A 25,627-nucleotide genomic window follows, 5' to 3' on the forward strand; every position below is an offset into this window, starting at 1 on the left:
CGCGAAATGACGGAGGGGTTCCCGAGTGGCCAAAGGGAGCAGATTGTAAATCTGCCGCGTAAGCTTCGGTGGTTCGAATCCACCTCCCTCCACCATTTCAATCTTCACTTTAATTCTCCTGCTTTACCCTTTATATATCCAATGTCTCTTATTAACAATTCTCTTACTATTAGCGTTTAACTCTCAGGCGCGATTCTCTACACTTAGTAGTTAAAGTAACTGCGGAAGTGAATAATCAATGTTCAGCTACAAAAATAAAAGCATTCTGATTGTCGATGATCAAAAAGCATTCCATATCATGCTGAAAACAATGCTGACCAATCAAGGCGCCAAAAAAATCACTTTTTCAGAAAATGCTGAAAGTGCGGTTAAGCTTGCGCACCATAGAGAATTTGATGTCTACCTCATTGATTACAATCTAGGACCGGGGAAAAACGGGGCACAGTTACTGGATTACCTACGCAATAATCAACTTATTCCAAGCACTGCTTTATGTTTTATAATTACCGGCGATAACAACAAAGGTATGGTGCTGACCGCCATTGAAAAATCGCCCGATGATTATTTAATGAAGCCTTTTTCACAAACCCAGTTATTTAACCGCCTGACCAAAGCATCACAGAAAAAAGCGGTATTAACAGATATATTCCAAGCATTAGAAGATCAAGAGTACTCAAAAGCTATTACACTATGCCGGGAGAAAATCAACAGCGCACCGAAGTTTCGCGGCCTGTGCAAAAACCTGCTTGCAGATATTTTTATTCAGACTCAGGAATTCGAGGCGGCTGAAAAAATATTAAAACCTCTGGTTGAGAAACGCCCTCTGGTTCGTGCCAGCATCAGTTTAGGTAAAGCTTATTATCTGCAGAAGAAATACCCGGAAGCCATCAAGCTTTTAAAAGAGACCATCTATAATACGCCGCTGCAGATGGAAGCCTATCAATGGTTAGCACGCTCCTACCAGGAAAACGGCGATCTAAATAAAGCACTTAATATCCTCACTCACGCAGCTAATATGACCAACCACAGCATTGAGCGCCATCAAGAAGTTGCCCTGCTGGCCAACGAAATGAATGAGCATAAAATAATGCTCAGCAGCTATTCCGCTATTTTACAACTCAGCCGTAATTCGTTTTATCCTGACCCCTGTCATTTAGCCAATTATATCCGAAGCATAATTGACTATGCCAAGGAACAGGAAGATATAAGTGAGCGTAAACTGATATTAAAACAAGTTAACTCCGCACTATATCAGAGCCGTTTTGAGGAGGGACGAAACCATAATTTTGACTTCAACGGCTTTGATGAAATCTGTCAGGCTAAAATATCTATGGCGATTGATGAGCCGCTAAGAGCCAAACGCAGAATTTTAAGTACCCTGCAAAGCAGCGAAACCAAGGTTGCCGACCTAGATACGACATTCTTATGCGAAAGCCTTTTTTCATTATTAGATATCGGTGAATTTGATTATGCAGCACCGTATTTAGAAGAACTGAAGCAGCGCGATATAATAGATCCCAGCACTCAGATCTCGATAAACAAACAGACAGGAGAAGCCCTTGAGTTACGTATACAAACCTTTAAGGAACATAATAGACAGGGTATACAGGCATTCAAGAAAAAATCATACGACAGCGCGCTTGAGCATTTCAATCAGGCATTGAAACTCGAATCACTTAACTCTGGCGCATTGCTCAACCGTATTCAAGTGTATCTGCAGCTGCTTAAACAAACTCAGAATGAAGAAAGGCAGGTGCTGTTAACTAAATGCCAGACAAGCTTGAATCTGCTAAGCAATACCCGTTTGCCGGAAGAACATGCCAAACGCTACCAAGAGCTCAAACATGACTTAGCTGAACTCAAAGTATCAAAATAACTAATCCTATCCTTTTAGCTCTACCGGTTTTAACTAAACACGCTTCTCAGACACAGGATAAGCTGTACCTGTCAGCTAACCCCCGTTTACCAGAAAAGCGTGCTTAACGATAACGAAAGCTCAAAGCACCTAAATAACTAACCTTTCAGCTCAGCCAGTTTTAATTTAATGCGCTTCTCAGAAATAGGATAAGCAGTGCCCAGCTGCTGCGCAAAGAAAGACACCCTTAACTCCTCCATCATCCAGTATATTTCAGCTAATTGTGCATGCTCTTTCTCATTGGTCATCATGGTTTTACATAAAGCGCTATAACGCGTTTCCAGCTCACTAACGGCAATGGTATGAAGACGGTCCTGAGTCGGGTTCACCGGTAATTTTTCTAGACGCTTTTCAAGTGCCGTTAAATAGCGTTTCAGATCAGGCAGCTTAGCTTCACCTATCTGACAGGCAAATCCCGGAAAAATAAGACGCTGCAGCTGCGATTTGATATCTCCCTGTGCCACCAGCATAGTTAAATCAACTTTGCCTTTGAGCTTCTTATTGACAGCGTGCGCCAGAGTTAATACCTCTTCCACTAATTGTGTGATCACCAGCGTACGGTCAGCCAGCTCTGCCCGCACTTTTTCTTTCTGAGCTTCAAATTCATCTTCGTTCTGTGCAGGTTTAGTTTCTTTTAATATTGCATCCACTGCACAAGCTATGCAGTCATCAATAAGGTCCTTTACCTGTCCGAAGGGGTTAAAATAAAGCCCTAATTTGGCTTTATTAGGCAGGCTCTGCTGTAAATATTTAATCGGCGAAGGTACATTCAAAAGCACTAAACGGCGTAAACCATTCTGATTAGCACGAAGCGCTTTTTCCTGACTGTCAAACAACTCAATCGCTACACTTTTATTTTTATCAACCAGTGCAGGAAATGCTTTGACTTCATAACCGCCGTGATTTTTGCTGAATGAGGTCGGCAGCTTACCGAAATTCCATTCAACCAAATCCGTTTTTTCAATCCCCTGCTTAGATACTTTAGAAAGTGTCTCTTTTACCTCACCTTTTAATTCATGCTGCAGTAATGCCAGATCAGTGCCTAATGCAACACTCTTGCCGTTATCATTAATAACATTAAAGTTCATTTTAAGGTGCGCTGGTAAGACACTTATATCCCAAGATTTTTCAGGAATTATTACACCGGTCATTCGCAGCAGCTGTTTCTCAAATGCCTCTAATAACGGCATTTTTAACGGCTCCATCACCGCCATGGCAGCTTCTGCATAATTAGGTGCAGGCACAAAGTTACGGCGCAGGGTTTTAGGCAGGGTTTTAATCAGCGCAATTAATAACTCTTCACGTAATGCCGGTATCTGCCAGTCAAAGCCAGTACCCTGTACCTGATTAAGCAGTGCAAGGGGGACATCAACAGTTACCCCGTCTTGTTTTGTACCCGGTTCAAAAGCATAACTCAATTTAAGTTTAAACGGTCCCTGCTGCCAGAAATCCGGATAAGCATTGGCCGTCACTTTATCTGCGCCGTGCGCCATCACCTGCTCACGCTGGTAATTTAATAGTTCAGGATTCTTTTTCTTTTCTCTGTTCCACCAGCTGTCAAACTGTTTAGCGCTGGCCACATTGCTGGGAATATGCTGATCATAAAAATAATACAGGGTTTCATCATCGACTAAAATATCGCGGCGACGGGACTTATGCTCTAACTCTTCGATATCCTCTAATAAAGCCTGATTGTCCTTAAAGAACTGGTGACGGGTAATAAACTCCCCTTCCACTAACGCATGACGAATAAACAACTCACGGCATAAAACCGGATCAATCTTTGTATAAGTCACTTTACGTTTCGTAACAATCGGCAGACCGTATAAGATTTGATTCTCAAACGCCCCTACAACCCCGGACTTTTTCTGCCAGTGTGGTTCGTTATAACTGCGCTTAATAAGATGCTGTGCCTGCTGTTCAACCCATTCAGGTTTAATACGCGCGGCAATACGCCCAAACAGCTTTGAAGTTTCCACCAGCTCAGCAACCATCGCCCATTTAGGCTGTTTTTTAAATAAACCGGAACCGGGAAACATAAAGAACTTACTGTTACGCGCTCCAAGGTATTCTGCTTCTTTATCTTTAAAACCAATATGTGACAACAACCCGGCTAATAAAGCCTGATGGACAGCATCAAAGTTCGACGGCTGTTGATTAACTTTAATGTCCAGCTCATCGGTTACCTGCTTAATTTGCGCGTAAATATCCTGCCATTCACGTACGCGCATATAAGCTAGAAACTCTTTCTGACACATTTTCCTAAACTGATTACTGGACAGTTCGTTACGCTGCTCTTTGAGATAATTCCAAAGATTAACAAAGGCCATATAATCCGAGTCTTTGTCAAAAAAGCGGCGGTGTTTTTCATCTGATGCCTGCTGCTTATCCATGGGGCGCTCACGGGGATCCTGAATGCTTAATGCGGCACTTATCACCATCACTTCATGCACACAGCCAAACTTACCGGCAGCCAGTATCATACGCGCTAAACGCGGGTCAACGGGCAGTTTAGCCAGTTGTCTACCAAGCGGTGTCAATTTTTTGCGCGGATCCTTAACATTCAGATCAACCGCACCTAACTCTTCTAATAACGATAAACCGTCTTTAATATTTCTGTCTTCCGGCGGCTGCACAAAAGGAAATTTATTTAACTCGCCAAGTCCTAAGGAGAGCATCTGCAGAATAACCGAAGAAAGGTTGGTACGCAGAATCTCCGGATCCGTGAATTCAGGACGAGACAGGAAATCATCTTCATCATAAAGGCGGATACATACACCTTCGCTGACACGTCCGCAGCGCCCTTTACGCTGATTAGCACTGGCTTGAGAAATAGGTTCAATCGGCAGGCGCTGCACTTTGGTACGGTAACTGTAGCGGCTGATGCGCACCGTGCCGGTATCAATAACATATTTAATGCCCGGAATAGTCAGCGAGGTTTCTGCTACATTGGTTGCTAAGACTATGCGCTGGCCGCGATGAGACTGGAATATGCGGTTCTGCTCTGCAACACTCAAGCGGGCGAACAGGGGCAGGACTTCGGTATCCCGTAATTTACGACGTGTTAATGCTTCTGCGGTATCGCGAATTTCACGCTCTCCGTTCATAAAAATAAGAATATCGCCGCGCCCTAAGCGCTGTAGTTCATCAACGGCATTAAAGATACCTTCGATCTGGTCGCCGCCGGCATAATCTTCCAGGGAACGATACAGGGTTTCAACGGGGAAAGTGCGCCCTGATACTTCAATAATAGGCGCCTTTTTACCATTACGATCAGTAAAATGTTGAGCAAAACGTTCCGGGTCAATAGTTGCCGAGGTAATAATAACTTTAAGATCCGGACGACGCGGCAGCAGGCGTTTCAAGTAACCTAATAAGAAATCGATATTTAAGCTGCGCTCGTGCGCTTCATCGATAATAATGGTGTCGTACTGGCTTAAAAAGCGGTCGTTTTGAATCTCCGCTAATAAAATACCGTCAGTCATCAGCTTAATATAAGACTGCTCGCTGACTTTATCGGTAAAACGAACACGGTAACCAACAGTTTCTCCCAGAGTTGAATCTAACTCCTCAGCAATACGATTAGCAACGGTGCGCGCAGCTAGACGTCTCGGCTGCGTATGACCAATCAGACCGCTGACACCGCGGCCTAACTCTAAACAGATTTTAGGAATCTGCGTAGTTTTACCGGAGCCGGTTTCACCGGCAATAATGACGACCTGATTATCACGAATAGCTTCAGCTATTTCATCTTTTTTCTGACTAACAGGAAGATCCGGGTAACTTACCTCGGGCAGATTATCAAAGCGGCGCTTACGTGTATCCATCGACACTTGAATATCAATGGCAATTTTCGTTAAGGTCTGCTCTACTTTTTCCGGCGTTGCCAGTTTTGCAGCACCGTCAATGCGGCGCGCTAAACGAAACTGGTCTTTATATAAGACCTTAGAGAGATGTTTTTTTAAAGTAGAAGCAGAAATGGTCAAAACGAATACCTAGCAAGGATCAAAAAAATGATCCTAGCAAGGCGAAAGGAAAAAAGACAGGATAAAACTAACGGCAGTTAATCAATACCAAGATACTTATGCACCTGTACCGATAAACGCCAGTTACGTTCGATACAAATACGGCTGCATAAAGCAGTTGCTTTTGGCTTTTGCGAAATAGGCTGCAGGCAGATGGTTTTATTTCTTGTCGATTTAAGCTGCGATAACAACTCATCCAGCTGCTCTATATCCTTTTCTGTACCAACCGGATGCTTGATTTCGTTAGCACGTTCAAGTGCCGACTGTAATACTACTTTGCCGCCGCGCATTTTTACTTTGGGTGAAAGAGTCACCCAGGTACAAGCATCCACTAAAACCGGGTAGGTGCCGCTGGTTTCAACTTGAGTCTGAAAACCAAATTCATGTAACAGATGCGTTAATTCGCGCAGATCAGCCATGCATGGTTCTCCGCCGGTGATCACCACTAATTTAGCCGTATAACCTAATCGTTTGATTTCATCTACAATATCCTGTGCACTCACATCAGCCCAGCGGTCTGATTCATTACTGCGGTCGGTTAACAGGTTTAAAGCGCTCTGTTTATTGGGAGCTATTTCCCAGGTGTGTTTGGTATCACACCAGGCACAGCCGACATCACAGCCCTGCAGCCGCACAAAGATCGCCGGTACTCCGGTATAAAAACCTTCACCTTGTATGGTCTGAAATAATTCATTTACTTTGTAGTTCGGATGCATTGGCGTATTATACTCTTTAATAATTGGTCAAAATTTAGATGACCAGCTTTATAAATGAATATAGTAGGAAATACAAATATTATGAACAAAAAAGTGGTTGTCATTTATTCCGGCGGAATGGATTCATACACGGTTCTGCACAAAGCAATTCAGCAGGGTTTAACACCTTACGCACTAACATTTGATTATGGGCAGCGCCATATCAAAGAGATAGATGTGGCACGCTCTGTTTGTAAAGAACTTGGCGTTGAACATAAGGTTATTGATATTTCAGCAATTAATGAATTAATCGGCGGCTCTTCATTAACTGATGACTCAATTGATGTGGCATTGGGTCACTACCAGGAAGAGAACATGTTCACCACGGTTGTACCTAACCGAAATATGATTCTACTCTCTTTAGCGATTGGTTATGCTGTTTCAATTAAAGCAGAAAAAGTTTATTACGGCGCACATTCCGGCGACCATGCTATCTACCCAGACTGCCGCCCTGAGTTTGTTGAAAAGATGAATGATGTGGCCGCTATTGCTAATTATGAAAAAACTGAAATTTTCTCGCCATATTTAAACAGCGATAAAATTGGTATTTTAAAAGACGGTTTAGCAATGGGTCTTGATTACGGCAAAACCTGGACTTGTTATAACGGCCGGGAAAAAGCCTGTGGTGAGTGTGGTTCATGTGTTGAACGCCTTGAAGCATTTGCAGCTAACGGTGTTACCGACCCGGTTCCCTACGAAGATTAATTTTTATTCTATACACAATTTTAAGAGCGGTAATCATGTAAGTGGTTATCGCTTTTTTGTTTGTGCTATTGATACCTCTAAACTTTAAAACAGTGTTGCGGATTTGTTTTTTCGCAGGCTTTCGCTGATAGCTGATGGTGTAACATTCATTGTTGGTATTTTCGCCTCTGACTGCGTGTTACTCCAATAGTGAAAGCAATACCATCAGTAGCAAGAATAAATCCAGCACTCCCAAACAGGGCGTGCGGAACGATATATATTCAATAAGCTAGAGTGGAGCGATAGTCTTTTTAAACAGAACGCAAGGTCACTTAAACTCTGCAATAATTGCAAGAAGAAACAAACTAATTAATAAAAAGGTGCCGGTATAACGGCTGCGTTTTTTTTGCTTAGGAACCCAGAACTTCCCCTCTCCTGCACTCGTTTGTCTAATTTCTAATACATTGCCGTCAGCCTGCGAATTTTCACAGATAAATCCGTCTCGACTAAATATCAAATGCATGGAACTTGGCTCAATGCCTTTGTCTAACATGCCTGCGACCATTTTTTTAGCACGGGCTAAACCATCTTCACTGAAATTATCTGAATTTTGTAAACTTAATTTTACTTCTCTATAGATGTAGGTTTTCATTTTCTTTCAAAAAATACTCGACGTGAAATGCGTCCTGACGTCTTATTAAGTGAGGTCGATAAAATCCTTTTAGCCTCTAAGAACACTCTGTAGAGTGTATTTAATCTTTTATTTTATATGAAGTTAGGCAAAAAAACCGATAAAAACATCCTCTCTGCGTGATTAAAGCAGTATGAATCTGCAGGTAAAGCAGATAAAAAAATGACAGGTAAAACGAGATGTTAACGAAAATAAAAGTTAATAATCAATCTTCTTACTGCGCATATTTTTCGTTTGCCCGCGCTGGGTTTTCTTATCCATACGACGTCGCTGTGAACCTCGTGTTGCCGTTGTGGCCCGCCGTGCTTTCTGCACTATCACCGCTGACAGTATCAACTCTTTCAAGCGTTCTAATGCATCGCTGCGGTTTTTTTCCTGGGTACGATGCTTCTGAGCCTTAATAATAATCACTCCGTCGCTGGTAATACGACTATCCGATATTTTCAATAATCGTTCTTTATAAAACGGCGGCAGCGTTGATGACTTAATATCAAAGCGTAAATGGATCGCACTGGATACTTTATTAACATTCTGTCCACCGGCACCTTGTGCGCGAATCGCTGTCAGCTCGATCTGCCAGTCGGCGATTTCAACACCGCTTGATATTTTTAGCATTACTTTTGTTCTTCTTGTTTATCGACATAATTTTTCTGATATATCTCTGCTGGTATTTTCGAAATCTGATAATCAATCATATAAGCAAAACTGTCTAGCAAGGGTTTAAACTTTTCACTGTTATTTTCTAATTGTGATAACAGATAATATCCAGCTTCAACCGTTGATAAGCCGTCTTCACGCGGTGATTTGCGAATCCGATAAGCACTTTTCTGATCAATATTAATTGATACTTTCGGCAGAGCTTGTAAAAACGGGTTACTCATTAATAATTTGTAGGCTTTTTTCCAACTGCCGTCGAGTAAGATAAACTGACTGTTACAGTTAATATCTCTACTGTGTAAAAGCTGCTGAGCTGGAACAGCAGATTCATCAGGAAAAACCAGATAGCTGTTAGCTAAATCAAACATAGCAGCATTAAACTGTTCTCCTATGCTGATTTTTGAGCGTTTTAACGACAGATCTAAAATTCGTGCGGTGCCCACTGCTTTTTTTTCTTCACTAGGATCTTGCAATATATGTAAAAAGTGTTGATTATCAATCGACTTAATCGTGGCACAAATACAGGCCGATGCAGCTTTTGAGCAGCGTTTACAAACGGCTCTTTTACTCATTAATAAAACCTCATAGTAGAAAAGGAAATTCATGCGCGAGCGAATTATCGAAATGACATTGATAATATTAATATCAACTGTCGTTTATCTCTTTGAACCGCAGGCAAGTCAGTTTCTTGCATATTACCACACAGGTATTGCTGAAGGCCAAGTTTGGCGTCTATTGAGCGCGACTTTCTGCCATACAAACCTCAATCACCTGCTGATGAACCTCGCAGGTTTAATCATTACTGTCGTGCTGTTTCTCGATACTTTTAAAACAACACGATTATGGCCTATCATTATTTTTAACAGCTTTTTTGTCAGCTTATGCCTATTTTTCTTTGAAGCAGATGTTATCTGGTATGTCGGATTATCAGGCGTTTTACACGGATTGTTTAGCTACGGGGCGGCTGCAGATATCAATAATAAGGATCGCTGGGGTTACCTGCTTGGTATTGGCCTGCTTGGTAAAATAATCTATGAACAGGTTTATGGCGCACAGCAAAGTACTATTGACTTAATCGGCGCACAGGTGATGGTTAACGCTCATGCCTATGGTGCACTTGCCGGCACCGCCTTTTACATCACACACAAATCATTTTTAAGGCAAAAAGACACCACAAAAGACAGGTGACAAAACTTCTCTGCTACAATGTGATTTTGTATAAAGGGGACTTTACGAGCAATGATAAACTGGGCAAACATTCCTTTGAAATTACTCGCGTATAAAGATCCTGTCGAATACAGAGCAAATATAACAGCTAATTTTATTATTTATCTTTCCCTGATAGGCCTCGCTCTTTTTACTGCTGGGCACCTTTATTCAGGCAATACAGCGCTGTTTTACGGCTGCAGCCTGTTATTGTCAATTTTGTCCATCAGTATGGCTATATTTAACAAACAAAAATCACTGCTTATTATCCTGTTCACGCTGTTTATGGGCAGCGGCCTGTTATTCATTATTTATATCAATAAAGGACAGAATTATTCTGCCACCTGGTCATTCTTATATATTTATATCTGTATGATTGTTTACGGGCATAAAAACGGCTTAATATTTACAGGTATTTATCTATTAATTTTACTGCCAATGTTATTTACCTGGGTTGGCCATAATCTGGGAATATTAGAGTTTATACGCTTTACTTTTATTGCTCTCACATCCCTCTTCTTTTCTTACCTCTCTGAATGGTCAATATCGGCCACACTTAATAAATTAGCTGATACACAAAAAAAGCTAGAAATAATCAGTCAAACAGACGGATTAACCGGACTTTATAATCGCCGACAGTTTGACAGTGTTTTTACTAAAGAGATAAATACCGCGAAACGCAATAAAAACATATTAGCCTTTGTGATACTTGATATTGATTATTTTAAACATTATAACGATGCCTACGGACACCAGGAGGGAGACTTTGCTCTAATTAAAGTTGCCCAGCAGTTACAGGAAGGAATGCAGCGCTCTAATGATGCCGTATTTAGGCTTGGCGGTGAAGAATTCGCTCTTTTATTCCAAGTAAAAAAAGAGCGGGATGCTGTTACTGTAACTGAAAATATAATAAAAATAATTGAGCAGCTGCAGATCCCCCATAGAGACAGCCAGGTATCCGCTTACCTAACCATATCAGCAGGGCTCTTTACCATAAAGCCGCAGCAGATCATCAGCGAACAGTATGCCTATAAAGCTTGCGACGAGCTTTTATATCAGGCTAAAAAAAGCGGACGTAATCAAGTTATCCACTGCATTTAAATTTAGACGATTAATTTCTTACTGAGCAGCCGCATCACCAGATAGCGACAAGTTCGGCAAACAGTTGACACTTAATTCTGCACAGTACTTATTAATAAGTTAAGGAAGACAAAAAACTGGAGTATAGCTGTATAAAATAAGGCGATATAAACCGAAAAAGACAGCCTAGGCTGTCTTTAAATGGGTGAGAACAGAGGAGAAAATGAGAGTAAAAACCAAGGAAATCTTCACCCATTTTGCCTGTAGTGGTTTAACTAATTAAAGTCGACCACCATGTATCAATATTATTAACCTTGTAATAATGATAATACATTTTGTGTACTTGCATTAGCCTGAGCAAGCATTGAAGTACCCGCCTGCTGCAGGATCTGCGCTTTACTCATTTTCGACGTTTCAGCTGCAAAATCTGCGTCATAAATCCGTGATTTAGCACCCGATAAGTTTTGCGATACATTTTCTAAGTTAGAAATAGTAGAGCCTAAACGGTTTTGAATCGCACCGAGGTTAGCACGCGAGTCGGATATTTTACTTAGTGCATCATCAATACGGTTAATCGAGTTACTGGCATTAGCAGCTGTATTAACACTTAACCCTTTGCCGATTGCGCCACTGTTGCCCCCCATATCAGTTAGGCCAAGCTTATCAAAAGCAGCTTCCTGTAATACTTGAGAAGTTGCCGTACTGCTTATAGTTACATCCTGGCCATCTTGACCAGTTAAGGTGATTTCGCCACGAGTTGTTACACCTCCAGCAGCATTAGTATCAACAGATACTCCAGTTTTATCGTTGAACGGGTCGGCAGTAACTGTTGTAACATTAACATCATTACCTGACTGCGAGGTTAATACTAAACGGCCCGTTGTATTATCAGCCGATGCAACCACACCTTGAATACCAGAACCGTTAATAGCTGTTACAACATCATCTAAACTTACCACTGCACTAACATCTACAGAAGCACCATTGATGGTGAAGTTTGCGGCGCCTTCTGCTGCTAGTGTTGAAACAATTACTTCATATTCAACAACGGTTGTGGCTGCTGCAGTGACACCTGTTTCATTTGAAATTGCATTAATTGCAAAGGCTTTATCTGAGGCTGATGTACCTGTAACAGCGCCTAACTCAATACCATTGATGGTGATACCGTCATTTCCAGTTATTGCATTACTGTCAACCTGACCGCCTTTAATAACATCTGATCCGGTTGAAACATTAAAACCTAAATCTTGTACAGCTGAAACGCTAGCAGTAGCTGCAGATCCTACTCCAACTTCAACTGGTGCTCCATCAGCACTGGTTAATGAAACATAACCTTGATAATTATCCTGCACTAAACCAATACTTGCAGCAGCAGCTGCCGCATCAGCGGCGCTCGGATTAGGGGCCAATGAGGCGTCACTATCACCGATATCAATTGCTTTACCTGTATCATTACTGAGCACTAATCCGCCATCACTATTCAGTGAGGCAGTAACGCCACCTACATCACGATTAATAGTATCAACTAAGTCTTGTGCACTGGAGGTCGCTGCAATTACAACATCATTAATAACTAAATTACCGTTAGTAGTTCCATCAATACCGGCAGCACCTTCAACTATATTATAAGCACTGGCACTAACCCCGGTTAATCCCTGTTTTGCATTAATGGCGGTAGCAATATCATCAGCAGCACCACTCGCGGCAGAAGCAATATCAACACCGTTTATAGCCACTTCATTTAACAATGGAGCATTACCGCTTACACGACCACCATTAAGGTCCCCTAAACCAGATACAGCATTTAAGTTAAGATCCGTTGTAGTTACCGCATCAATTGAGAAAGTGAGTCGTTCACCGGAGTTCGCCCCGATCTGCAGCGTTGTACTGCCGCCGCTGCCGTCTAATAAATTCACGCCGTTAAACTGCGTTACATTTGAAATTCTGTCTAACTCTTCATAAAGCTGATCAACCTCTTTCTGGATTGACGCTCTGTTTGATGAAGAGTTGGTATCATTGGCAGCCTGAATCGAAAGTTCACGCATACGCTGTAGAATATTGGTCATTTCATCCATCGCACCTTCTGCGGTCTGCGACATTGAAATACCATCATTGGCATTACGCACGGCCTGGTTAATACCACGAATTTGTGATTCCATACCTGTTGCGATTGCCAGACCGGCTGCATCATCTTTTGCACTGTTGATACGTAGACCACTCGATAGACGCTCCATCGCTTCGTTCTGCGTGAGCTGACTCTTATTTAACTGACGCTGTGCATTCAGCGACATTATGTTCGTATTAATCATTTGCGGCATAACTTGCTCCTTAGTTCCTTTTCTATCCCTTTGATCGGGAAACCGGCAATTTCTGTATTAATTACCGTCAATTTTTACTCTCAAGGTTTATAATGCGAGTTCCATGCCAACTTTTTAAAACACCAAGTATTAACCATACAAACAACAAGTTATGTTTTGTATTAAACAATTAAATAGGGATAAAAAAATATTGACGCAGCTGTAAACGAGAGGCAAAAAAAAAGAGGCAAACAATTGCCTCCTTTTTAACTCAATGAAAATGAGTGGTTTTTATATTAATTTAAACAAACTTAATGACTGCATCTGCACAAAAGTCTGTTGAGTAACCTCTAATAAGCTCATCTGCAGTTGATATTCACTAATGGCGGCTGCCATATCCAGATCCTCTAAACTGGAGAGGTTTTTTTTCGCCGTGAGGTTAAAATCCTGAGTGGATTCCCGCTGGTTTTCAATGGTACGCATACGCGCCCCCACCGATGTACGTACTCCGGATACATTTGTCATGGTATTGTCAATTTGATGGCGCGCCATATCCAGACGCATTTCCCGTTGTGCTTTTGACACATCGTCCTCACCCGGCATCCTTAATGTATCAATGGCATCCTGCATGGTGGCAAAAATATCCTTTTCTTCGCTTTGACGTAAAGTGAAGTTATCTAAATCATCAACCTTACCTTTCAGCTCGGTTTTAATACCGTTAAACTCAATTGACTGGCCTTCAGTATACAGGGTCGGAGCAACATATTTAGTTAACGTATATTGATCGGCAGCATTAGGTATGCCGTCAACCTCAACGGAGATACCGTCAATGGTTATCTCCTGAGCTGTCGTATTAGCACTGTCGTATACAGCAGGCAGAGAAGACTGACCGTTAATACGCAGCTCAAACTCAGTGGCAACAGCTGTTGCTACAAACTCAATGCTAATATCGCTGTTTATATCCGGGTAGGTATTAGCGGGGTTGACATTGGCAATATTGGCGTCGTTTAAATCAACTTTTGAAATTTTGACATTTGCACTGCCGGTAACAGTTGCGTCTTTTAAACCATATACTGAATATTCAGGATCTGCACCGGGTGCAGGCTCTGTGATGGCAATGGTATAATCTTCACTTAAAAAGCCATTGGCGGCTTTACTGTCAATCACCGAGGCTTCATCAATAACACCGGATCCAGTATTATTACTGTTACCTTCAGAAACAAAAGTGCCGTTACCTTCCGCTATTTTTGTAAACACTGAAGAACCGGAATCATTCCCCTGTACAAGCACACCAGGGCCAACTTTATAAGAACGGTCACCATTATCACCATGGTATTCAATGGTGCCGAATTCATTTTTCTGAAAAGGCTGGGTATCTACTTCAAAACCGGAAAATATATACTGGCTGTTACCGTCTTTAGTATTCGCTACCCCCATTAATTCTTCGCGCAGGTTTTCTAACTCTTTAGCAATCGCCTCACGATTTTCGGCGTTATAAGTATCATTACCGGAGGTTACTAATAACTCACGGGTGCGCTGCAGGATATTAGTGGCCTGCGCAAGCGAGGTTTCTTCCAGCGCATTAGCCGTTTCTCCCATCTCTCCATTTTTTATATATTGATCACCAAGAGAAATATCTTGTTTCAGACGCTGAATAGTAGAAATAGCAACCGCATCATCCGAACCATGGATAACCCGTTTTTGAGTCGACAAATGAATATTCTGCTGACTCAGCTTGGTCTGCTGTGTTAGCACGCTTTCAGTACTGCGTTGATAAAAAACCTGGGTGGAAATGCGCATAATTGCCTCTCTTATCCTTTTAATGAGCCTTAAACTCAATCTAGGTTACAAGATGCAAAAATCATTCCAATTCATAAATATAAGGGGGGGCTAAATTCCAGGTAAATTACTTTGCCTGGAATTTCCAAAGATTAACCTCTTGAAGCCTGTAAAATGGTATCGAACAATTCACCAGCAATAGTGATAACCCGAGCAGCCGCGCTGTAGTGCTGCTGATACTGCAGTAAATTAGCGGCTTCTTCGTCCATATTCACCCCGCTGGTATTTTGAATCCGTTCAAAAGACTGAGTTTTTAAAATCTCCGTCGATTTCATCGTTACATCGGCATTGGCCGTTTTAGCACCTAACTCAGATAACATACCACTATATACATCCTGAAAAGTGGCTTTATTATTATTCATAAGTTTCTTATTCTGCAGATCCGCAATTTCCATCATATTACGGTTATCACCATCCCCGGTTTCATTATAATTAAGAGTAAACTTATCGCCAGCAGCCGGCGTTCCGGCATACATCTCTACATCAACACCTGCTAGAGAAAACGTCACTTTTCCGCTTAACAGATCCGGCGTTACCGTCAAACCTGTCAGAGGATCACCAACCACTTTTGCCGGTGTATAAGTATTTGCCGAGCCAGCAGGTAAAGTTACCGCATTACCGTTTTGATCAACAATATCATAGGTGATCACTCCGGCAGCATTACCCGTAACAACAATCTGCAGTGGATTATCTGCATCCATATACAAAGGATCCAGCGGGTTATTAATCGCGCTGGTACGCAGTGCTGCCGTTCCGGTGTTAGCAGCATCAGGAACCACTTTAATTTCAGCATCAGCGGCTGCAACTTTCTCCGGATCTTTATGCTGCAGGCTCATTTCCTGAGCGGCTAAACGCGTCGGCCTCAGGGTAAAAGCTTTGCCCGGCTGAGGCGGATCGGCCACAGTAATACTGTCAACACCGATACTAAGCCCGGAGTTGGGGATCTCAATACGCTTAGTCACAGACAAATCAATCGGCGCTAACACCTGTGTCGCACCAGTCGTTTCATTAGTCACACTAAATCCGATTAATTCCGGCGGCCCGACAGCATAGCTGTCTACTACCAGCTCATAATCATCCGGTGAAAGCTGGCTGATATCATCAATACGTACACTCAGCTGTGCGCTGCCCAGGCCGTCATTATGCATCAGTACACGGTTTCTCATGGTTTCAGTCGAATTAATATCATTAAACAGATCTTCACCAATTTTACCTTCGAGTGTCTGCCCCTGTTTCTGCTGTTCGTTGATTGAATGGGTCAAGCCGATTACATTCTGTCCCAGCTGATTAAAAGCACGGTCGACTACGTTGGTACGGGTATCAAATAATGCGGAAACTTTACCGCCTAAGCTCTTGCCGTCCATTTTAACGATACTGCCGTTAACATTTATTGCCATCTCTTTACGGGAAGGGTCCGGATCACCGTTAACTGCAACCACATTTAAAGATTCTCCGCCCATCACCAGCGACTGCCCGGTTCCCATATAAACATTCACCATGCCGTTATCAGCCGGCACTACAGAAACATTAACATACTCGCTTAATTCCGTAATGGCTTGATCGCGTTGATCCAGAAGATCATTCGAATTGCTTTGTCCGCCGCTGCCTAAAACAGCTGAAATCTGCTTATTAATATTGGCAAGATTATCGGCAAGCGTAGTGATCGTTTGTGCCGTATTGGTAATATCATTATTAATACTGTTGTACTGAATCTCCATATTGTCATAGAGACGATTATACTGATTAACCATATTATCAGAAGATTCAAGAAATACTTTCCGCGACTCAAGCATATTAGGATGATCTGCCACCCCGTTCACCGACTCAAAAACAGCCAGTACAGGCTTAGTTGCCGCAGTGCTTTCATCTGACAGCAGCATATCTGACTGATTTGCTTGTGTATATGCTTCCTTAGCGTAGCTATACTGAGAGGTATTCATAATATTTTCAGTAAAGGCAAATTTGTCATAAGCACGTTCAATACCGGCGACAATTGAACCTCGACCGATAAAGTACTCACCAAATCGATCCGCTCCGCCCGTTGCAACTTCAACAGTCTGCCGTGAGTAGCCCTCGGTATTGATATTAGCAATATTGTGGCCCGTCGTAGCAAGGCTGGCTTGTGATGAGTTAATGCCCGACAAGCCGATTTGGAATAAATCAGCCATTGAAATCTCCTCCTGCTAAAACTGCTTTAAATTCTTGGTTCTGCATAATTTTTTTAATTTTTTCAGCATATTTCGGATCCGTTGCATAACCCGCCTGCTGCAGCTCTTCGATATAAGCCTGTGAATCTTCGCCCTGCTGCAGCGCTTCCTGATAGCGTTTACTCTTAGAAATAAAGTTCTGATAATCAGCAAAGCTCTCCTGTAAACTGCCGTAGGCCCTGAAGTTAGAACGGCGCTTAACACCAACCCCGCCTTCCACTTCTAAACTGTCTTTGGCGACCTTGTCTCCCTGCCAGCTTTTATTGGCTTTAATATTAAACAGGTTAAAGCTGCTTTGATTATCTGCGCTATTAATAATCTTTTTGCCCCAGCCGGTTTCCAATGCCGATTGTGCAACTAATACTTCCGGAGCAATGCCTAATGCCTGTGCCGCTTTTTTGGCATAGGGCATTAATGTTTCAATAAATGACTTTTTATCGGCAAATTCCGGCCGTTTCCCGCCGTTATCAGCCTCAGGCTGGCGGGTATTAATGACTGCCTGGATGTTTTCATCCACAGCTGCTTCTCTATTTTCTGCAGGCCTACGCGGTGAAAAACTCATTCGATCTGCCGGGTTTAAATCAACAGGCCCTAAGTCTTTTTGCAGATCAATCATCTGCTGTTTTTCACTGCCAGGCATAGTTAACTGTTCCTGAGGCACAGACTCAGGCCCGATAATAGAGCTTGGATCAAGCTGTCTCACTAGTGCATCTGCAAGCCCCAGCGAGCCGTGACGGCTGATATCAAGGGCTAACTGCTTATCCTGCATGTCGGTATAAAATTTTGTCTGTCTGTTATTAAACGGGCTGTCGGTTTCAAACGCTTCATTAGCTTGACGCATAGATTTAATCAGCATAGAGGCAAACATTGATTCGAACTGGTTTGCCACCTCTCGAACAGCTTCTTTGCCGTTACCCTGGGCTTGTTGACGCAGCTGGTCCAACCCTTGTAAGTCAAAGTAACTGCTTGCCTGTGTCACTGCCTGATTAGCCATTGTCAGCCTCATTTATTATCCGTTACCATCAAACAAGCAAAAATAATGCCATTAATTTATCCTGCATATTTTTTGAGCGTTAATTTGTGACATGTGTTAATTAACTTTTGCCAGGTCAAATAGTCGCGTAAGATGCACGCTTTTTATACTTTCTACTAAATAAGGACTATTTATGATTAACCCGGTTTTACTCTCGGTATGCGTAATGCTTGCCCTGTCACTGATGCGCATCAATGTCGTCGTGGCATTAACGCTCAGCGCCATGATCGGCGGTTTAAGCGCAGGCATGTCATTAACAGATACGGTCAGTGCATTTGAAGGCGGCTTGGGAGGCGGTGCAACCATCGCATTAAGTTATGCGATGCTAGGCGCATTTGCTGTCGCTATTTCAAAATCAGGCATTACTGATCTACTGGCCCAAACAGTGATTAAGCGAATTCATGGTCATCACCCTGATCAGTTATCCAATATCATTAAATATTCTGTATTGTCTTTAATTCTGCTGATGACAATCGCGTCACAAAATATCGTGCCGGTACATATCGCCTTTATTCCTATTTTAATTCCGCCGCTGCTGGCTGTATTTACTAAATTACGCTTAGACAGACGTTTAATTGCCTGTGTGTTAACCTTCGGTTTAATCACCCCGTATATGGTTCTTCCGGTTGGATTCGGAGGTATCTTTTTACATAATATTTTATTAAAAAACCTACATGACAACGGCTTAGATGTAACCGCCAGCCAGGTACCAAGCGCAATGATTTTACCTGCCTTAGGCATGGTAACGGGTCTGTTGATAGCGGTCTTTTTCAGTTACCGAAAACCTCGTGACTACCCGGTAACAGAGCCAGTTAAGCTGTCTGAAACTAAGACATTAGATAAACGTCATATCACCGTTGCCTGCATTGCGATTGTTGCTACATTAGCAACGCAGCTGACCTCAGGGTCGATGATTATCGGTGCATTAGCCGGTTTTGTGGTATTTACTGTCGGCGGGGTTATCGCCTGGAAAGAAACACATGATGTATTCACTAAGGGTGTACACATGATGGCGATGATCGGTTTCATTATGATTGCGGCAGCCGGTTTTGCAGCTGTAATGAAATCAACAGGCGGCGTTGAGACCTTAGTGGAAATGCTTTCCACAAGCATTGGTCACAACAAAGGGTTAGCAGCCTTATTGATGCTGATTATTGGTTTACTGGTCACTATGGGTATCGGTTCATCTTTTTCAACTATTCCAATTATCGCGACAATATATGTTCCGCTTGCTGTCGCATTCGGCTTCTCGCCAATGGCTACTATTGCCCTGGTTGGTACAGCAGCTGCGCTAGGTGATGCCGGTTCTCCTGCATCGGACTCCACATTAGGTCCGACATCCGGTCTTAATGCCGATGAAAAACATGATCATATCTGGGATACGGTAGTACCTACCTTTATTCATTACAATCTGCCGTTGATTGCATTCGGCTGGATTGCTGCAATGACTTTATAACTTTATCGCAGTAAAGAAAAAGGGAAAGCAGACAGACTGCTTTCCCTTTTTTATTAGCTGTTATGCCCTCTAGATAATAATCAGCTCGCCCTGCAGGGCACCAGCCTGTTTAAGCGCTTCTAAAATCGCCATTAAATCACCAGGTGCTAAGCCGACTTCATTTACTGCCCGTACTAAATCATTAAGGCTGATGCCGGTATCAAATTTAAACATACGGCTGTCTTCCTGAGTAACATTAATCGTGCTGTTATCAGTGACCTCTGTTCTTCCACCTGCAAATGCATTAGGTTGAGATACCTCTTTATTTTCAGTAATTGTTACACTGATACCGCCATGAGTAATCGCTGTCGGCAGTAATTTCACATCCTGGCCAACAACAATTGTACCGGTACGGGAATTAACAATAATTTTGGCATTTGAACGGGCGGGTTCAAACTCTAAGTTTTCCAGCGTTGATAAATAAGAAACCCGCTGAGAAACATTACGCGGCGCCAGTACCTGCACAGAAGTTGCGTCTAATAAACTTGCGGTATTCGGCCCGACTAAATTATTAATGATATCAGCCATTCTTTTGGCCGTCGTAAAATCAGACTGATGCAGATTAAAGGTTATCGTATCCCCTTTAGAAAATGGCGAAACAACTTCCCGTTCAACAATCGCACCGTTGGATATGCGTCCGACAGTCGGAGTATTAATCACAACTTTTGAGCCGTCTGCTCCCTCTGCACCTAAACCGCCGACCACTAAACTGCCCTGTGCAAGGGCATAAACATTACCGTCAACCCCTTTTAAGAAAGTCTGTAATAACTCACCGCCACGCAGGCTTTTCGCCTCGCCAATCGCTGATACCGTGACGTCAATTTTTTGACCTCGTTTAGCAAACGGTTTTAATTCTGCTGTGATAGCAACCGGGGCAACATTTTTAATCTTTAACGTCTGACCCGCAGGAATATTAATACCAAAATTACGCAGCATAGTTGCAAACGCCTGCTCGGTAAATTTACTGCTTTTCTCACCAGTGCCCGGTAGACCAACAACTAACCCATAACCGACCAGCTGATTACTTCGTACCCCCTGAACACTGGCAATATCTTTAATGCGCGCGCTGTAACCAGCGCCCGAAAACGTCAGCAGAAGCAGACTTAAAAGTAATCTGATTGTAAACTGCATAGCAAACTCCCTGCTTTCAATCTTTGTCTTATTTATAAAGGCCAGTACGGACCGCTGAAGAATGCTGTTAACCAGCCTTGCTTCTGCGTATTAGCAAACTCACCAGTACCGCCGTACTGAATGCGTGCATTTGCTACGCGCAGTGACGGAACGGTATTATCTGAACTTACATCTTCCGATCGGATAATACCTGTAATTCGTACAAACTCTTCGCCATTATTAAGCATTAACCATTTTTCACCGCGAATTTCTAAATTGCCGTTACTTAATACCCGGGTGACATTAACCGTAATACTGCCAGATAAACTATTACTCTGATCGGCATCAGCATCACCTTCAAATTTACTCTTTTCTCCTAGACCAAAACTGGCGCCGGAGGTTGATAATGCATTATTCCATACAGTAGGCACAGTCATCTGATCAATACCCAGATCATAATCATTTTTCTTTTCCAGACTGGTGCCGGCTTTTTTCTTTGCTGAAGTCGACTCCTGCAGGTAAACCGTAATAATGTCACCAACACGATGTGCTTTGATATCTGAATAGAGATTATTGGCATAACTCGGCTGAAAAAGAGAACCGCTTTCCACTACATCAAGACCCGGCTCCTGAGGTTCAACGGGAGCGAATTCCGGATCATTTTTCATCTCTTCATTAGGCAGAGAGGTACAGCCGCTTAATAAAGCAAAGCTGATTATCAGTATAGACTTATACATAATCCATCACCTTTATAATTGCTGGCTGACATAAGAGAGCATCTCATCAACCGCAGAGATCACTTTCGAGTTCATTTCATAAACACGCTGGCTCTCAATCAGATTCACCAGTTCTTCGGTAACATTTACATTGGATGTTTCCAACATACCCTGACGTAAAAAACCAAGGCCGTCGCTGCCCGGAGTCCCTTGTATCGGCGCTCCGCTTGCACCGGTTTCCGAAAATAGGTTTTCTCCCAGCGGCTCAAGCCCTGACGGGTTAACAAAATCATTTACATTAAGCTGACCAACCACCTGATTCTCCGCCTGACCGGCTACGCGCACTGAGACCTCGCCTTCAGAACCGATACTGATTGATTGAGCGTTAGTTGGAATCTGAACTTGTGGTAATAACGGGTAACCTGAGCCCGGCGTAACAATAATGCCCTCTTCATTTAACTGAAACTGACCGTTACGTGTATAAGAGGAGCTGCCGTCGGGCATTTCAATTTCAAAAAAACCACTACCGTCAACCATCACATCTAACGAATTCGATGTGGTTAACGCATTACCTTGAGAAAAGTTTTTCTGCACCGCAACCACTTTTGCACCTGAGCCGATCATTAATCCGGAAGGCAGTTTTGTATTTTGCGTCGCATTTGCACCTGGCTGGTTAATATTCTGGTAAAGCAGATCTTCAAAAACAGCACGGCTTTTTTTGAAACCAACGGTGCTGGCATTAGCAAGGTTATTAGATATAGTCGCGACATTAGTCTGCTGAGAATCTAACCCGGTCTTACTTATCCATAAAGCGGGATGCATAATCTTTCTCCTTAATTCTTTTAAAACGGCTGCTTTAGCTGTTCACTAAATCAAACCTAAACAACACGCAACAGAGATTCTGAACTTTTATCAATCTCTTCCGCTTTTTTCATCATTTTAATCTGCATTTCAAACTGACGCTGCAGATTAATTAAACTGGTTAACTCACTACTTAAATTAACATTTGATGCTTCTAGCGCACCGCTCTCAAGTGCTACATCAAGACTCATCTTAGGATCAACACCGTCAATACGTCTGAATAAACCGTCACTACCGCGGGTCAGATCTTTAATATCCGGGTTAGCTAATTTGAGCTGTGCAACATCTTCCATTGCTTCAGCCGGAGCTCCTGCCGGGCGGACTTCAACCATACCGTCCTGACGAATATTAAATTTTTCAACCGGTAATGGAATAAAAATAGGGCTGCCTTTTTGACTCAGCACCTGATTTCCCTGACCATCAACTAAGTACCCCTGCTGATTAATATTTAAACCGCCGGCGCGGGTCATTGCCTGGCCGCCCTGCTGCGATTCAACCACCAGCCAGCCTTGATCACGAATTGCAATATCCAGATCACGTCCGGTTGTATGTAACGTACCACTATCAAAATTCTGTCCAGGCTCTTCTGCCAGAGCAAACACACGGGTGGGCAGCCCTTCACCATATACCTGCATACTTCTGGCCTGCTCAAAGCTTGCTTTAAAAGCAGTTTTATTAGCATTGGCAAGATTATTACCGTGAATGGCCAAGGAATTCATAGTCTCTTTAGCACCAGACATTGAAATATAAAGAAAGCGATCCATTTTGATTCCTTAACCGGTTTACAACCGATACGATGAGTTACTTCTATATAGGAATAAAATGCAAAAGATATGCCAACAATATTTGTTAGATACAGCAAAATAAAAAAGCACCTGAGAAGGTGCTTTAATAGGGGGATATTGAAACTTAAAAGATTATCGAATCTGCAGTATTGTCTGCTGCAGTGTATTATCAATTTCCAGTGCACGTGAATTGGCCTGGAAATTACGCTGTGCGGTGATCAAGTCCACCAGTTCCGTCGTTAAATTGACATTTGACTGCTCAAGGGCGGCTGAGTTAATAGAGCCGAATGATCCAGAAGCCGCCTCACCGGCAATCGGATCTCCAGAATTCTGTGAGGCAATCCAGGATGAACCGGTCTGTGCAAGTCCCTGCTCATTACGAAAACGTACAATAGCAACTCGCGATAAAGGCTGCGAAGTACCGTTACTATAGGTAGCTTTTACCAGACCGTCGGTACCGATTTCAACACCTGTTAAACGTCCCACAGTTAAACCGTTTTGCTCCAGAGCCGTCACCTCAAATGACGATGCGAACTGAGTAGGCTCTTTAAAGTCCAAGGTAAAACGCTGCGAGCCGTCTGCACCTGGATCTAAGATGCCGGCACCATCTCCGGCTGCGGGCGAGCTTGGGTCATCAACACCTAATGACTGAAATGTTAACGCTGCCGGCGAACTACCGGTATAGGAACCGACTGCATCAAAAGTCAGCACTGCACCAGTGCGGGTAACACCATTGGCATCAACATAGGATGCCGGCTGAGGGGTACCATCGCCAGTACCGTCGCCGTTAGCATCAATATCATAAGTAGGCGTAGCTTGCCCCGTTCCTCCGGCAACATCCCATGCAGACACAGGTTTGCCGTCTACAGTCACAAAGGTCACCCATTGGTTTGTACCTGTATATGAAGCGTTGTTAGGTTTAATATAATAAGTACTGGTAATATGCGCTTCACCTAATGAATCGTAAATTGTTACTGAAGTTGCATTATTATAAGTCTCAGGCTTTGTCGGATCAAAATTGGTCGGGTCAAGTGCAGTATCGCCTGCAGGTAAGTTCAAAGTGATACCGATTTCAGATGTAGATACAGGCGTACCCGCTGTTTCTGGTATTTGAATCGGCTCAGTGGTACTTAGGCTCACCGATGAAGAGCTGCCGTCATCATTGACAGGAAACGCCTGCAGATAATTACCGCTGTTATCAACAATAAAATTTTCATTATTGAGTTTAAATGTGCCGGCACGGGTAAAACTTAAATCACGATCGGTTAAATCGCCCGATGTGGCAAAAAAACCGCTGCCGGTAATCGCTAAATCCAATGGATTTTGCGTAAACTTCAAACTGCCCTGCTGAAACTGCTGCGCAACAGCAGCAACAGAAACACCATCACCCACTTTAGTTTTACTGTTAGAAAACAATGAGCTCGCATAAACACTGTCAAATTCAGCTCGAGACTCTTTAAAACCAACCGTATTTACGTTAGCAATATTATTTGCAGTCGTATCCAAGTCTGTTTGAGCCGCGGCGATTCCACTTAATGCAACGTTAAAAGACATAATGTTTTCCTCTTATATATTTTCTGCAACTTCAATTGCATCTGAAAGCTTAATACCGCCTAAGCCTTGTAAATTCAAACTAACTCCGGCCTGTCCGCCGCCTAAACTGACACTTTGAACATGTGCATAAGTAGCAGTGGTTAATTCTTCCCCCTTACCATTAACAGTACCGTGCGCTTTTAATGTGTACTGCCCTTCGGCAGCTCGTTCCCCTTGAGAATCTAAACCGTCCCAAGAGAAACGCTGATTTCCAGCTCCAATATCATCAAGCTTAATAGTACGAATAACAGCCCCTTTCGCATCTTCAACACTGACTGTTACGCCATAAGCACCGGTTGTACTGCTGATAGACCCTGAGAGTTCACCCGTTTCGGGTAAATATCCCTGGTTACTTGGAATAAGTACTTTTTTGCCGACTAGACTTGAGGCTTCTAATGCCTGGCTTGAAGTTAATACTTCTGTCAGCCCAGAAAGTTCAGTCCCCATCTCAGCAATACCATCAGCAGTCGTAAAGGAAGTCATCTGTGAAATCATTTCTGCGTTATCAACAGGTTTAAAGGGGTCTTGATAAGCAAGCTGCTGCGATAATAACGAAAAGAAATCTTCCTGCTGCAGCTGCTGTTTACTGTCAATTTCTTTATTGGCCGCAATCTGCTCTTCTGTCAATGGAACAGTTAAATTTAATGAGCTGTAATTATTAATACTAGTCATAACTTA

General features: G+C 42.8%; 20 protein-coding genes and 1 tRNA gene. 6 read left to right on the forward strand and 15 right to left on the reverse strand.

Annotated elements, in window-relative coordinates; translation table 11 throughout:
* The first annotated feature begins 11 nt into the window (after positions 1–11).
* Both G327_RS0120125 and G327_RS0120130 read left to right on the forward strand, forming a co-directional pair.
* A tRNA-Tyr gene (locus tag G327_RS0120125) sits at positions 12–95 on the forward strand.
* A gap of 143 nt (positions 96–238) precedes the next feature.
* A complete protein-coding gene (locus G327_RS0120130) occupies positions 239–1,876 on the forward strand; it encodes a tetratricopeptide repeat-containing response regulator (RefSeq protein WP_019616611.1) in 1,638 nt (545 codons plus the stop codon).
* A 137-nt stretch (positions 1,877–2,013) separates the two neighbouring features.
* Here G327_RS0120130 and hrpA read toward each other — a convergent pair whose 3' ends face one another.
* Together hrpA and queE are read right to left on the reverse strand one after the other, a co-directional pair.
* Entirely contained in the window at positions 2,014–5,901 is a 3,888-nt protein-coding gene (gene hrpA, locus G327_RS0120135; protein ID WP_019616612.1) for an ATP-dependent RNA helicase HrpA, read from the reverse strand.
* A gap of 77 nt (positions 5,902–5,978) precedes the next feature.
* Positions 5,979–6,656 carry a 7-carboxy-7-deazaguanine synthase QueE gene (queE, locus tag G327_RS0120140; RefSeq protein WP_019616613.1) on the reverse strand — a complete coding sequence of 226 codons (678 nt, stop codon included), beginning with the start codon at positions 6,654–6,656 and terminating at the stop codon, positions 5,979–5,981.
* 81 nt (positions 6,657–6,737) lie between these two features.
* Between queE and queC the strand changes: the two genes are divergently transcribed.
* Positions 6,738–7,400 carry a 7-cyano-7-deazaguanine synthase QueC gene (gene queC, locus G327_RS0120145; RefSeq protein WP_019616614.1) on the forward strand — a complete coding sequence of 221 codons (663 nt, stop codon included), beginning with the start codon at positions 6,738–6,740 and terminating at the stop codon, positions 7,398–7,400.
* 307 nt (positions 7,401–7,707) lie between these two features.
* Here queC and G327_RS0120150 read toward each other — a convergent pair whose 3' ends face one another.
* From G327_RS0120150 to G327_RS0120160, 3 genes are all read right to left on the reverse strand, one after another.
* Entirely contained in the window at positions 7,708–8,031 is a 324-nt protein-coding gene (locus tag G327_RS0120150; protein ID WP_019616615.1) for a hypothetical protein, read from the reverse strand.
* Between the two features lie 237 nt (positions 8,032–8,268).
* Positions 8,269–8,685 (reverse strand): alternative ribosome rescue aminoacyl-tRNA hydrolase ArfB, encoded by a 417-nt coding sequence (gene arfB / locus G327_RS0120155; RefSeq protein ID WP_019616616.1) that lies wholly within the window; start codon positions 8,683–8,685, stop codon positions 8,269–8,271.
* A complete protein-coding gene (locus G327_RS0120160) occupies positions 8,685–9,299 on the reverse strand; it encodes a tRNA-uridine aminocarboxypropyltransferase (RefSeq protein WP_019616617.1) in 615 nt (204 codons plus the stop codon). The genes arfB and G327_RS0120160 overlap by 1 nt, the downstream gene beginning before the upstream one ends.
* A 31-nt stretch (positions 9,300–9,330) precedes the next feature.
* Between G327_RS0120160 and rrtA the strand changes: the two genes are divergently transcribed.
* Complete coding sequence (gene rrtA / locus G327_RS0120165) at positions 9,331–9,915, forward strand: rhombosortase (protein WP_019616618.1); 585 nt, start codon at positions 9,331–9,333, stop codon at positions 9,913–9,915.
* A gap of 249 nt (positions 9,916–10,164) precedes the next feature.
* Positions 10,165–11,034 (forward strand): GGDEF domain-containing protein, encoded by an 870-nt coding sequence (locus G327_RS26270; RefSeq protein WP_169337254.1) that lies wholly within the window; start codon positions 10,165–10,167, stop codon positions 11,032–11,034.
* A gap of 287 nt (positions 11,035–11,321) precedes the next feature.
* Here the strand turns inward: G327_RS26270 and G327_RS0120175 are convergent, their stop codons facing one another.
* The 4 genes from G327_RS0120175 to flgJ all read right to left on the reverse strand — a co-directional run bounded on the left by G327_RS0120175 (position 11,322) and on the right by flgJ (position 18,362).
* Positions 11,322–13,331 (reverse strand): flagellin N-terminal helical domain-containing protein, encoded by a 2,010-nt coding sequence (locus G327_RS0120175; protein WP_019616620.1) that lies wholly within the window; start codon positions 13,329–13,331, stop codon positions 11,322–11,324.
* Positions 13,332–13,601: 270 nt separating this feature from the next.
* Positions 13,602–15,110, reverse strand: a complete 1,509-nt coding sequence (gene flgL / locus G327_RS0120180) for a flagellar hook-associated protein FlgL (protein WP_019616621.1) — start codon at positions 15,108–15,110, stop codon at positions 13,602–13,604.
* Between the two features lie 131 nt (positions 15,111–15,241).
* Positions 15,242–17,317, reverse strand: coding sequence for a flagellar hook-associated protein FlgK (gene flgK / locus G327_RS0120185; RefSeq protein WP_019616622.1), 2,076 nt, complete (start codon positions 17,315–17,317; stop codon positions 15,242–15,244).
* Entirely contained in the window at positions 17,310–18,362 is a 1,053-nt protein-coding gene (flgJ, locus tag G327_RS0120190; protein WP_245542714.1) for a flagellar assembly peptidoglycan hydrolase FlgJ, read from the reverse strand. The genes flgK and flgJ overlap by 8 nt, the downstream gene beginning before the upstream one ends.
* 163 nt (positions 18,363–18,525) lie before the next feature.
* Between flgJ and G327_RS0120195 the strand changes: the two genes are divergently transcribed.
* The gene (locus tag G327_RS0120195) at positions 18,526–19,845 is read left to right on the forward strand and encodes a Na+/H+ antiporter family protein (protein WP_026339466.1); all 1,320 of its coding nucleotides are present in this window, start codon (positions 18,526–18,528) and stop codon (positions 19,843–19,845) included.
* Positions 19,846–19,914: 69 nt separating this feature from the next.
* On the opposite strand, the gene G327_RS0120200 is transcribed toward G327_RS0120195, so the two are convergent.
* The 6 genes from G327_RS0120200 to G327_RS0120225 form a co-directional block, all read right to left on the reverse strand.
* Positions 19,915–21,015, reverse strand: coding sequence for a flagellar basal body P-ring protein FlgI (locus G327_RS0120200; protein ID WP_019616625.1), 1,101 nt, complete (start codon positions 21,013–21,015; stop codon positions 19,915–19,917).
* Between the two features lie 32 nt (positions 21,016–21,047).
* Positions 21,048–21,731, reverse strand: a complete 684-nt coding sequence (gene flgH / locus G327_RS0120205) for a flagellar basal body L-ring protein FlgH (protein ID WP_019616626.1) — start codon at positions 21,729–21,731, stop codon at positions 21,048–21,050.
* Positions 21,732–21,743: 12 nt separating this feature from the next.
* Positions 21,744–22,532 (reverse strand): flagellar basal-body rod protein FlgG, encoded by a 789-nt coding sequence (flgG, locus tag G327_RS0120210; protein WP_019616627.1) that lies wholly within the window; start codon positions 22,530–22,532, stop codon positions 21,744–21,746.
* A gap of 56 nt (positions 22,533–22,588) precedes the next feature.
* Entirely contained in the window at positions 22,589–23,335 is a 747-nt protein-coding gene (locus G327_RS0120215; RefSeq protein ID WP_019616628.1) for a flagellar basal body rod protein FlgF, read from the reverse strand.
* A gap of 153 nt (positions 23,336–23,488) precedes the next feature.
* The gene (flgE, locus tag G327_RS0120220; RefSeq protein WP_019616629.1) at positions 23,489–24,910 is read right to left on the reverse strand and encodes a flagellar hook protein FlgE; all 1,422 of its coding nucleotides are present in this window, start codon (positions 24,908–24,910) and stop codon (positions 23,489–23,491) included.
* Between the two features lie 12 nt (positions 24,911–24,922).
* Positions 24,923–25,621: a flagellar hook assembly protein FlgD gene (locus G327_RS0120225; RefSeq protein WP_019616630.1), complete on the reverse strand. Its 699-nt coding sequence runs from the start codon at positions 25,619–25,621 to the stop codon at positions 24,923–24,925.
* Between the last annotated feature and the right edge of the window lie 6 nt (positions 25,622–25,627).

Source organism: Psychromonas ossibalaenae ATCC BAA-1528, assembly GCF_000381745.1.
GTDB lineage: Bacteria > Pseudomonadota > Gammaproteobacteria > Enterobacterales > Psychromonadaceae > Psychromonas > Psychromonas ossibalaenae.

What these genes read in the sequence shown, in the direction of transcription:
- G327_RS0120130 (WP_019616611.1), top strand. Translation starts at nt 239, where the DNA reads ATGTTCAGCTACAAAAATAAAAGCATTCTGATTGTCGATGATCAAAAA.
- queE (WP_019616613.1), bottom strand. Translation starts at nt 6,656, where the DNA reads ATGCATCCGAACTACAAAGTAAATGAATTATTTCAGACCATACAAGGT.
- queC (WP_019616614.1), top strand. Translation starts at nt 6,738, where the DNA reads ATGAACAAAAAAGTGGTTGTCATTTATTCCGGCGGAATGGATTCATAC.
- G327_RS0120150 (WP_019616615.1), bottom strand. Translation starts at nt 8,031, where the DNA reads ATGAAAACCTACATCTATAGAGAAGTAAAATTAAGTTTACAAAATTCA.
- arfB (WP_019616616.1), bottom strand. Translation starts at nt 8,685, where the DNA reads ATGCTAAAAATATCAAGCGGTGTTGAAATCGCCGACTGGCAGATCGAG.
- G327_RS0120160 (WP_019616617.1), bottom strand. Translation starts at nt 9,299, where the DNA reads ATGAGTAAAAGAGCCGTTTGTAAACGCTGCTCAAAAGCTGCATCGGCC.
- rrtA (WP_019616618.1), top strand. Translation starts at nt 9,331, where the DNA reads ATGCGCGAGCGAATTATCGAAATGACATTGATAATATTAATATCAACT.
- G327_RS26270 (WP_169337254.1), top strand. Translation starts at nt 10,165, where the DNA reads ATGGCTATATTTAACAAACAAAAATCACTGCTTATTATCCTGTTCACG.
- G327_RS0120175 (WP_019616620.1), bottom strand. Translation starts at nt 13,331, where the DNA reads ATGCCGCAAATGATTAATACGAACATAATGTCGCTGAATGCACAGCGT.
- flgL (WP_019616621.1), bottom strand. Translation starts at nt 15,110, where the DNA reads ATGCGCATTTCCACCCAGGTTTTTTATCAACGCAGTACTGAAAGCGTG.
- flgK (WP_019616622.1), bottom strand. Translation starts at nt 17,317, where the DNA reads ATGGCTGATTTATTCCAAATCGGCTTGTCGGGCATTAACTCATCACAA.
- flgJ (WP_245542714.1), bottom strand. Translation starts at nt 18,362, where the DNA reads ATGAGGCTGACAATGGCTAATCAGGCAGTGACACAGGCAAGCAGTTAC.
- G327_RS0120200 (WP_019616625.1), bottom strand. Translation starts at nt 21,015, where the DNA reads ATGCAGTTTACAATCAGATTACTTTTAAGTCTGCTTCTGCTGACGTTT.
- flgH (WP_019616626.1), bottom strand. Translation starts at nt 21,731, where the DNA reads ATGTATAAGTCTATACTGATAATCAGCTTTGCTTTATTAAGCGGCTGT.
- flgG (WP_019616627.1), bottom strand. Translation starts at nt 22,532, where the DNA reads ATGCATCCCGCTTTATGGATAAGTAAGACCGGGTTAGATTCTCAGCAG.
- G327_RS0120215 (WP_019616628.1), bottom strand. Translation starts at nt 23,335, where the DNA reads ATGGATCGCTTTCTTTATATTTCAATGTCTGGTGCTAAAGAGACTATG.
- flgE (WP_019616629.1), bottom strand. Translation starts at nt 24,910, where the DNA reads ATGTCTTTTAACGTTGCATTAAGTGGAATCGCCGCGGCTCAAACAGAC.
- G327_RS0120225 (WP_019616630.1), bottom strand. Translation starts at nt 25,621, where the DNA reads ATGACTAGTATTAATAATTACAGCTCATTAAATTTAACTGTTCCATTG.